Source organism: Actinomadura geliboluensis, from assembly GCF_005889745.1.
GTDB lineage: Bacteria > Actinomycetota > Actinomycetes > Streptosporangiales > Streptosporangiaceae > Spirillospora > Spirillospora geliboluensis.
Window position 1 is genome coordinate 1 of sequence record NZ_VCKZ01000389.1, and the last position, 8,454, is coordinate 8,454.

The following is an 8,454-nucleotide window of genomic DNA, read 5'->3' on the forward strand; positions in this document are numbered from 1 at the left end:
AGGTGGCGGTGAAGCGGCTGTGGGCGGACGGCGTGCCGGTGTCCATGATGGACGCGCTGCGGCAGCGCGGCCGGGTCGCCGACCAGGCCGGGCTCACGGCGCGGCAGCGGGCCGCCAACCTGCAAGGGGCCGTAGAGGCGCGGGCGTGCGTGGCCGGCCGCCGGGTCGTCCTGGTGGATGACGTGGTCACTACGGGCTCGTCCCTCGCGGAGGCGGCCCGAGCCTTACGCGCCGCAGGAGCCGAGGTGACCGGCACGGCCACCATCGCCGCCACCCCACGTCACCGCCCCTGGTAACCCACCCGCCCTGGCGGTCCGGGAGGCGTTGCGGGAGCGAGGATCGGGCGAATGGTGACTTTCTTCACTTTTCGCTCGCTGGGCGGCGGTAAGCCACGTTGGGTAGTCGAGAGCGTCTGGCTTGTCCTGGAATGAGGGGGTGTAGGGGGTGCTTCGGGTCACATCTCGCCATCAGGGGAGTAGAGATTTCTCAAACTCACCGCGAGGTCAGTGCTGCCTGACCTGGGCGGCCGTCGGCGGCGGGATCGCCGAGCCTGTCGGGGCTCAGGGGAGGTGGAGGGACGCCAGGGGAACCCGCTGCGGCAGTCCTCGATGACGGTCCGTGAGTTTTTCCTCAGCCCACCCCCCTGACATTCGTCGCGTAAGGGGTTAGCGTTCCTGACATGGCACCCGCCCGGGTCCGTGGTTGCGTTGGATCGCAGTGCTCGTCAGGAGCACGGCAGACGATCCGGCTAGCCGATGCCAGGCGCAGGCGAAACGGCCCACGTAAGGCGACTTCTCGTCGACCGATCACGGTGCGCCTTAGAGGTAAGTCCTGCCCCATCGGGGGATCCGACATCCCCCGAACCGGGAGAAGGGCAGTAGTGGCGAGAGCGCCGCGAGCCCCTCAGCAGGCGGATGTGGGGACGAAGACCAGGTCGGCCGGGCGGGTGCGACCCACCGTCCTGTGGTGCCCGTTCGGGGCCGGCAGGTCCCCGGGCAGGGCGACAAGCGCAACCGGGAGAAGGGGGGTCCCGCGTGAACATCACCGTGAGGGGCCGGCACACCGACGTCAACGACAGGTTCCGTCGGCATGTCGACAGCAAGCTGGCGAAGATCGAACGGCTCGACCAGAAGGTCATCCGCGTGGATGTGGAGGTGTCCGAGGAACGAAACCCACGGCTGGCCGACCAGCGTGAACGAGTGGAGCTGACGATCCGCTCCCGCGGCCCGGTGATCCGGGCCGAGGCCGCCGCCGACGACCGCTACGGCGCCCTCGACCTCGCGCTCGACAAGCTGGAGTCACGGCTGCGCCGCGACGCCGAGCGGCGCAAGGGACACGGTCTGAAGAACCACGGCAAGAACGGCAAGGGCCGCGCCAAGCTCGCGACGATGGAACCGCTCCCCGAGGCGCTGCCGGAGCCCGTCCCCGAACCCGTGGAGACCGCGCCGCCGGTCGAGGCCGAGCCGGTGTCCCGTGACGAGAACCTCGTACCGATCCCGATGGACGGGGACGGCCCCCTCGTCGTCCGCGAGAAATTCCACAAGGCCGAGCCGATGGGCATTGAGCAGGCACTGTTCGAGATGGAGCTCGTCGGCCACGACTTCTTCCTTTACCGCGACAAGGCCACCGGGCACCCCTCGGTCGTATACCGGAGGAGAGGCTGGGACTACGGCGTCATCAGGCTCGTCGAGGAGTGACTCTTCGTATCGGTGATGCGGCGGACGCGTCACGTCACCACCGGAACCATGCCATGATCTGAAAAGGCGCATCAGCCGATCCGGCGCGTCCCGGGAACCTCCCGGGGCGCGCGGCGGTTGACCGGGAGACACCCCGGTCCGAAATCCCCCGGGTTCGTCCCCGGACCCCGTAAGTTCCCGAGGACGACCCGATGGATCACAACCCTCCGGTAGTTCCAGATCGCTGAATAGTGAAGGGGGGAAGCGGCGTCTCCTCCACGCCGCGACTCTGGTGAGCGAGAAGCCCGAGACTCGCGACGCCGCGGCGGTACCCCGTCAGACCGGCGCCCCCGCCGGTCGTGACGCCGCGCCGCCGGCCGGAGCGGCCGACCCCATCCGCGTGCTCATCGTCGACGACCATGCGCTGTTCCGCAGAGGACTGGAGATGGTCCTCCAGGGCGAGGACGACATCGAGGTCATCGGCGAGGGCGGGGACGGGCACGAGGCCGTCGAGATGGCCGGCGACCTGCTGCCCGACATCGTCCTGATGGACATCCGGATGCCGCGCCGCAGCGGCATCGAGGCGTGCACCGCCATCAAGGACGCCGCGCCCAGCGCCAAGATCGTCATGCTGACCATCAGCGACGAGGAGGAGGACCTCTTCGAGGCGATCAAGGCCGGAGCCAGCGGCTACCTGCTCAAGGAGATCTCCATCGACGAGGTCCCGCAGGCCGTCCGCGCGGTCCACGGCGGCCAGTCGCTGATAAGCCCGTCGATGGCGTCCAAGCTCATCACCGAGTTCGCCGCGCTGGCCAAGCGCAGTGAGGAGCGCACGCAGCAGGTCCCCGCGCCGCGCCTCACCGAACGCGAGATGGAGGTCCTGCGCCTCGTCGCCCGCGGCCTCGGCAACCGCGAGATCGCCCGCGAGCTCTTCATCTCCGAGAACACCGTGAAGAACCACGTCCGCAACATCCTGGAGAAACTCCAGCTCCACTCCCGCATGGAGGCCGTCGTCTACGCCGTCCGCGAGAAACTCCTAGAGATCACCTGACCCCGGCACCCTGCGGGGGGTGAGACCGGCTATCCGGGTTTGTCGGTGTTGTGTCGTAGCATCGCGGGCGTGGTGGAGACAGTAGGCGGGACGCAGGGCGGTGGCGGGGTCGAGCTCGGGGCCGATGAGGCTCGGCGGCTTCAGTTGCGCGCGCAGGGTTTTCTGGGGGCGCGTCCGAAAGGTGGGGTTCCGGCGATGCTGGAACGGCTCGGTGCCGTCCAGCTCGACACGATCTCGGTTTTGGCGCGGTCTCATGAGCTGGTGCCCTACGCGCGCTTGGGGGCGGTGAGCCGGGGTGCCATTGAGGCGGCCTACTGGGGCGGAGGTTCGCGTTCCGCCGGGAGCGGTGCGCGGGGCGCTGGGGCCGCCGGGAACGGTGCGGGCGGTGTTGGGCGGGTTTCGGGTGGCGGGTATCGGGCGTTCGAGTACTGGGCGCATGCGGCGTCCGTGATCCCGATGGCCGACTGGCCGCTGTTCGCGTTCCGGCGGCGCGCGTACCTGCGGCGCGGGTGGCGCTGGCACAAGGTGCCGGAGGGCGTCTGCGACGAGATCCGCGATCGGCTGAAGGCGGACGGCCCGCTCACCACCAAGGAGCTCGGCGGCGCCAAGGCGAGCGCCGAATGGTGGGACTGGAGCGACCACAAGATCGGTATCGAGTGGCTGCTGGACATCGGCGAGGTCGTCTGCGTCGAGCGGGTCGGCTGGCGTCGCGTGTACGACCTGGCCGAGCGGGCTGTGCCGTCCGAGCTGCTCGCCCGGGATTTGGACGACGACGCCTGCTTGACCGAGCTGGTCGCCCGTGCCGGACGCGCCCTCGGCGTGGCGACGCGCGGTGATCTCGCCGACTACTACCGGATCAAGCAGGACCAGGTCGACCGCGTGATCGAGGCGACCGGGCTCGTCCCGGCCACTGTTGCCGGATGGTCCCAGCGGGCGTGGGCCGACCCCGGCGCGCTGGCCGCCCCGCCCAAGGGCAGGCACGCCACCACCCTGCTCTCGCCCTTCGACTCCCTCGTCTGGGACCGCGCCCGCGCGTCGCGCGTCTTCGGGTTCGACCACCGCCTGGAGGCGTACGTCCCGAAGGACAAGCGCGTCCACGGATACTTCGCGATGCCGCTCCTCGCCGGCGGCCGCCTCATCGGGCGGGTCGACCCGGCCCGGGAGGGGCGCACCCTCATCGCTCGGCAAGCGTCCCTGGAACCCTGGGCCACCCGCACCGCCGCGCGCACCGAGACCTCGGCGGCGGCCCTCGCCACCGCGCTCTGGCGCGCCGCCGCCTGGGTCGGCTGCGACGATGTCCGCGTGGAGCGCACCGACCTCCCGCCCGCACTCCTGAAAGCCGCCCTGGACGCCGCCGCGTCGCGTTGAGACCGCCGGGGGCCCCGGGGAATCGGCTCGGTGCGGTGGGGCGTTGAAACAGTGTGCGGGTTTGCGCCGACCGAAATGTGGTCGTCGAGGCGTGTGCCTGAGGGTTTCGGACGCGGCACGGGTGAGGCCGGCCCGGCGGGCCGGCCTCGGACACGCGGGATCAGCCGTGGGGGGTCTGCTGGGTGTCGGTCGCCACCGGGGCCTCGATGGACTCGCCCTGGTCGCCGCCGCGGCGCTTGGCCGAGCGGGAGCCGAACAGGGAGTAGTCGACGATCTCGGGGATCACGCGGGGCGCGTCCACGACGACGTCCGCGAAGAGGTGGACCAGCCAGCTGACGAGGAACCCGGCGACCACGATGCCGACGCCGACCCAGAACATGATCCAGGACGGGCCGAGGCAGAGCGCCACGCCGCCGACGACGAAGCCGATGAAGATGACGCCGACGGCGAGCCACGAACTCGGCCGGCCGGCGTGCGAACCCTCTGAGGACATTGGGCCTCCCTCCCGTGAGGTGTGAGAGATCCTCTCCGGGACCCGGAAAGTCAAACGGAACGCACAGTGGATTGCGCTGCGGAGTGACCTAGACCATTCTGGGTCTCGCCTACGATGGCATCGTACGTGTGGTGTGCGTGCCGCCTTGAGCGGTGAACCACGATCTGCAAGGAGCCTTCGAGAGTGCCGCCAGTCATCGACAAGATCCTTCGTGCGGGCGAGGGAAAAACCCTGCGCAAGCTCAAGAAGCTCGCGGATCAGGTCAACTCGATCGAGGAGGACTTCCTCGAGATGAGCGACGCCGAGTTGCGCGAGCTGACCGACAAGTACCGGGAACGCATCGCCGACGGCGAGTCCCTGGACGACCTGCTTCCGGAGGCCTTCGCGACCGCACGCGAAGCCGCCAAGCGCGTCCTCGGCCAGCGGCACTACGACGTCCAGATCATGGGCGGCGCGGCGCTGCACCTCGGGAACATCGCCGAGATGAAGACGGGTGAGGGCAAGACCCTGACCTGCGTGCTCCCCGCGTACCTGAACGCGCTGTCCGGCGACGGCGTGCACGTGGTCACGGTGAACGACTACCTGGCCAAACGCGACGCCGAGTGGATGGGCCGCGTCCACCAGTTCCTCGGGCTGGACGTCGGCGTCATCCTCCCGCAGATGACCCCGGACGAGCGCCGCGCGGCCTACAACTGCGACATCACCTACGGGACGAACAACGAGTTCGGGTTCGACTACCTGCGCGACAACATGGCGTGGAGCCTGGACGAGTGCGTCCAGCGCGGGCACAACTTCGCGATCGTGGACGAGGTCGACTCGATCCTCATCGACGAGGCCCGCACCCCGCTGATCATCTCGGGTCCGGCCGAGCAGAACTCCAAGTGGTACTCGGAGTTCGCCAAGATCGTCCCGCGGCTGAAGCGGGCCGAGCTGATCAGCACCGCCGGGCAGGTCGACGAGTACGGCCCCGGCGACTACGAGGTGAACGAGAAGAAGCGCACGGTCGGCGTGACCGAGTCCGGCGTCGAGAAGGTCGAGGACTGGCTCGGCATCGACAACCTGTACGACTCGGTGAACACGCCGCTGGTGAGCTTCCTCAACAACGCGCTCAAGGCCAAGGAGCTCTACAAGCGCGACAAGGACTACGTCGTCATGAACGGCGAGGTCCTGATCGTGGACGAGTTCACCGGCCGCATCCTCCACGGCCGCCGCTACAACGAGGGCATGCACCAGGCCATCGAGGCCAAGGAGGGCGTGGCGATCAAGGACGAGAACCAGACGCTCGCCACGATCACCCTGCAGAACTACTTCCGCCTCTACTCCAAGCTGTCCGGCATGACCGGTACGGCCGAGACCGAGGCGGCCGAGTTCAACAAGACCTACAAGATCGGCGTCGTGCCGATCCCGACGAACAAGCCGATGATCCGCGAGGACGTCGCCGACGTCGTCTACAAGACCGAGCAGGCCAAGTTCGAGGCGTGCGTCGACGACATCGCCGAGCGGCACGAGAAGGGCCAGCCCGTCCTCGTCGGCACGACGTCGGTGGAGAAGTCCGAGAAGCTGAGCAAGATGCTCAAGCGGCGCGGAATCCCGCACCAGGTGCTGAACGCCAAGAACCACGAGCACGAGTCGGCGATCGTCGCGGAGGCGGGCCGCAAGGGCGGCGTCACCGTCGCGACGAACATGGCGGGGCGCGGCACCGACATCATGCTCGGCGGCAACCCCGACTTCCGCGCCGACCTGGAGCTGCACCAGCGCGGCCTGTCCCCGCTGGAGACGCCGGACGAGTACGAGGCGGCGTGGCCCGAGGCGCTGGAGAAGGCCAAGGAGGACGTGAAGGGCGAGCACGAGGAGGTCGTCGACCTCGGCGGGCTCTACGTCCTCGCGACCGAGCGGCACGAGTCGCGGCGCATCGACAACCAGCTGCGCGGACGGTCCGGCCGGCAGGGCGACCCGGGCGAGTCCCGGTTCTACCTCTCGCTTGAGGACGACCTGATGCGGCTGTTCAACTCCGCCCGCGTCGAGTCGATCATGAACCGGCTGAACATCCCGGACGAGCAGCCGATCGAGTCCAAGATCGTCAGCAACGCGATCAAGTCGGCGCAGAGCCAGGTCGAGCAGCAGAACTTCGAGATGCGCAAGAACGTCTTGAAGTACGACGAGGTCCTGAACCGGCAGCGCAAGGTCATCTACGCCGAGCGCCGCAAGGTCCTCGAAGGCGAGGACCTGAACGAGCAGGTTCGCGGCATGATCGACGAGGTCGTCGCGGGCTATGTCGCGGGCGCCACCGCCGAGGGCTTCGCCGAGGAGTGGGACCTCGACAAGCTGTGGAAGGCGTTCGAGCAGCTCTACCCGATCTCGATCACGGTGGAGGAGCTGATCGAGGACGCCGCGGGCGGTGACATCTCCGCCCTCGACGCCGAGACCCTCGCCGCGAAGATCCGCGAGGACGCCCACGCCGCCTACGACAAGCGCGACGAGGAGCTCGGCGCCGAGGTCATGCGTGAGCTGGAGCGCCGCGTCGTGCTGAACGTCCTCGACCGCAAGTGGCGCGAGCACCTCTACGAGATGGACTACCTCCAGGAGGGCATCGGCCTGCGGGCCATGGCGCAGCGCGACCCGCTGGTGGAGTACCAGCGCGAGGGCTACGACATGTTCAACGCGATGCTCGACGGCATCAAGGAGGAGTCGGTCGGCTACCTGTTCCACCTTGAGGTCGAGGTGGAGGAGCAGCCGGAGACCCCGACCGTCGGCGCCGCGCCGGTGTCGGTCGCGAAGTCGGCCCCCGCGGCGGAGGGCGCCGCGGAGGAGGCCGAGGTCGAGGAGGCCGAGGAGGCCCCCGCGATCAAGGCGAAGGGGCTGGAGAAGCCGTCCCGTCCGAAGAAGCTGGAGTACTCGGCCCCGACCGTCGACGGTGAGGGCGGCGTCGAGCTGCACAGCGAGGAGACCGAGGACGAGTACGCGGGCGTGAACCGCAACGACCCGTGCCCCTGCGGCTCGGGCAAGAAGTTCAAGCGCTGCCACGGCGACCCGCGCAACAAGAACAAGTAGCACCGCACGAGCGAGTAGCACCGCACGAGCGGGTAGTACGGCGCGAAGCGGCCTCCCGGACGTCCGGGAGGCCGCTTCCGCATGTCAGGGGGCGGTCGTCTCCAGGGCGGTGCAGCGCCACCGGCCCCGCGCCAGCTCCAGCCGCAGCGCCAGCGCGTGGACGCGCCCGGCCACGGCCACCACCGCCGCGGCTTCGGCCACGGTCGGCGACGGCCGCTGCATCCTGCTGGACAGCACCTTCGGCGGGACGACCCGTCTCCCGCGCGTCCCCGCGCCCGTGTGCGGGGCGAACGCGCGGCACACCGCCGGGACGGCCACGAGCGACAGCTGGTGCGCGGGCCGCGCGCCCGCCAGGACCTCCACGACGAGCCGCACGGCGGTGTCGGCGACCGCCCGCGCCTCGGCCTCCACCCCGTCCCCCGGCCGCACGATCCGCAGCCCGGGGCCGGGCGGCGCCGGCGCCTTCCGGGGGACCGGTGCGGGCCGGTACCGAATGATCCGAACCGCCGAAGACGCCACCGGACGACCGCTCATGAGAACCTCCCGACTCGTTTGGAAACAGGAGTCAGAAGAGCCGCGAAAAATACATCCTGACCACCTTCGGCCGTTCCTGTAACGCCCGTGTCACTCGCGAACGCGACCGATAAAGAGCGCACGCCACGGGGATGGCGGGAGTGGGAAACCCCGGTGGGTCATGGTCGCCGGAGGGCGGACGTGTGAAGGCGGCGGGACGCTGAGGAGCGTCCCGCCGCCTTCTGGGAGCGGTTCCGGGCGGTGCGGGCGTCCGGAACCTCTTGGGAGCGGGGCCGGTGGGC

The 8,454-nt window shown here is 69.5% G+C and carries 7 protein-coding genes; 5 read left to right on the top strand and 2 right to left on the bottom strand.

What is annotated here, in order from left to right; translation table 11 throughout:
- From ETD96_RS35875 to ETD96_RS35890, 4 genes are all read left to right on the top strand, one after another.
- Positions 1-296 (top strand): phosphoribosyltransferase family protein (locus tag ETD96_RS35875; RefSeq protein ID WP_274704671.1); only part of this gene is annotated, 296 nt, incomplete at its 5' end.
- Between the two features lie 738 nt (positions 297-1,034).
- Complete coding sequence (gene hpf / locus ETD96_RS35880; RefSeq protein ID WP_138640921.1) at positions 1,035-1,697, top strand: ribosome hibernation-promoting factor, HPF/YfiA family; 663 nt, start codon at positions 1,035-1,037, stop codon at positions 1,695-1,697.
- Positions 1,698-1,968: 271 nt separating this feature from the next.
- A complete protein-coding gene (locus ETD96_RS35885; RefSeq protein ID WP_138640922.1) occupies positions 1,969-2,727 on the top strand; it encodes a response regulator in 759 nt (252 codons plus the stop codon).
- Positions 2,728-2,922: 195 nt separating this feature from the next.
- Positions 2,923-4,095 (top strand): winged helix-turn-helix domain-containing protein, encoded by a 1,173-nt coding sequence (locus tag ETD96_RS35890; protein ID WP_138640923.1) that lies wholly within the window; start codon positions 2,923-2,925, stop codon positions 4,093-4,095.
- Positions 4,096-4,255: 160 nt separating this feature from the next.
- On the opposite strand, the gene ETD96_RS35895 is transcribed toward ETD96_RS35890, so the two are convergent.
- The gene (locus tag ETD96_RS35895; protein ID WP_138640924.1) at positions 4,256-4,588 is read right to left on the bottom strand and encodes an HGxxPAAW family protein; all 333 of its coding nucleotides are present in this window, start codon (positions 4,586-4,588) and stop codon (positions 4,256-4,258) included.
- A gap of 183 nt (positions 4,589-4,771) precedes the next feature.
- Between ETD96_RS35895 and secA the strand changes: the two genes are divergently transcribed.
- Positions 4,772-7,639 carry a preprotein translocase subunit SecA gene (gene secA, locus ETD96_RS35900; protein WP_138640925.1) on the top strand — a complete coding sequence of 956 codons (2,868 nt, stop codon included), beginning with the start codon at positions 4,772-4,774 and terminating at the stop codon, positions 7,637-7,639.
- Between the two features lie 84 nt (positions 7,640-7,723).
- On the opposite strand, the gene ETD96_RS35905 is transcribed toward secA, so the two are convergent.
- Positions 7,724-8,173 carry an Rv3235 family protein gene (locus ETD96_RS35905; protein ID WP_138640926.1) on the bottom strand — a complete coding sequence of 150 codons (450 nt, stop codon included), beginning with the start codon at positions 8,171-8,173 and terminating at the stop codon, positions 7,724-7,726.
- Positions 8,174-8,454: the final 281 nt, after the last annotated feature.

What these genes read in the sequence shown, in the direction of transcription:
- ETD96_RS35890 (WP_138640923.1), top strand. Translation starts at nt 2,923, where the DNA reads ATGCTGGAACGGCTCGGTGCCGTCCAGCTCGACACGATCTCGGTTTTG.
- ETD96_RS35895 (WP_138640924.1), bottom strand. Translation starts at nt 4,588, where the DNA reads ATGTCCTCAGAGGGTTCGCACGCCGGCCGGCCGAGTTCGTGGCTCGCC.
- ETD96_RS35905 (WP_138640926.1), bottom strand. Translation starts at nt 8,173, where the DNA reads ATGAGCGGTCGTCCGGTGGCGTCTTCGGCGGTTCGGATCATTCGGTAC.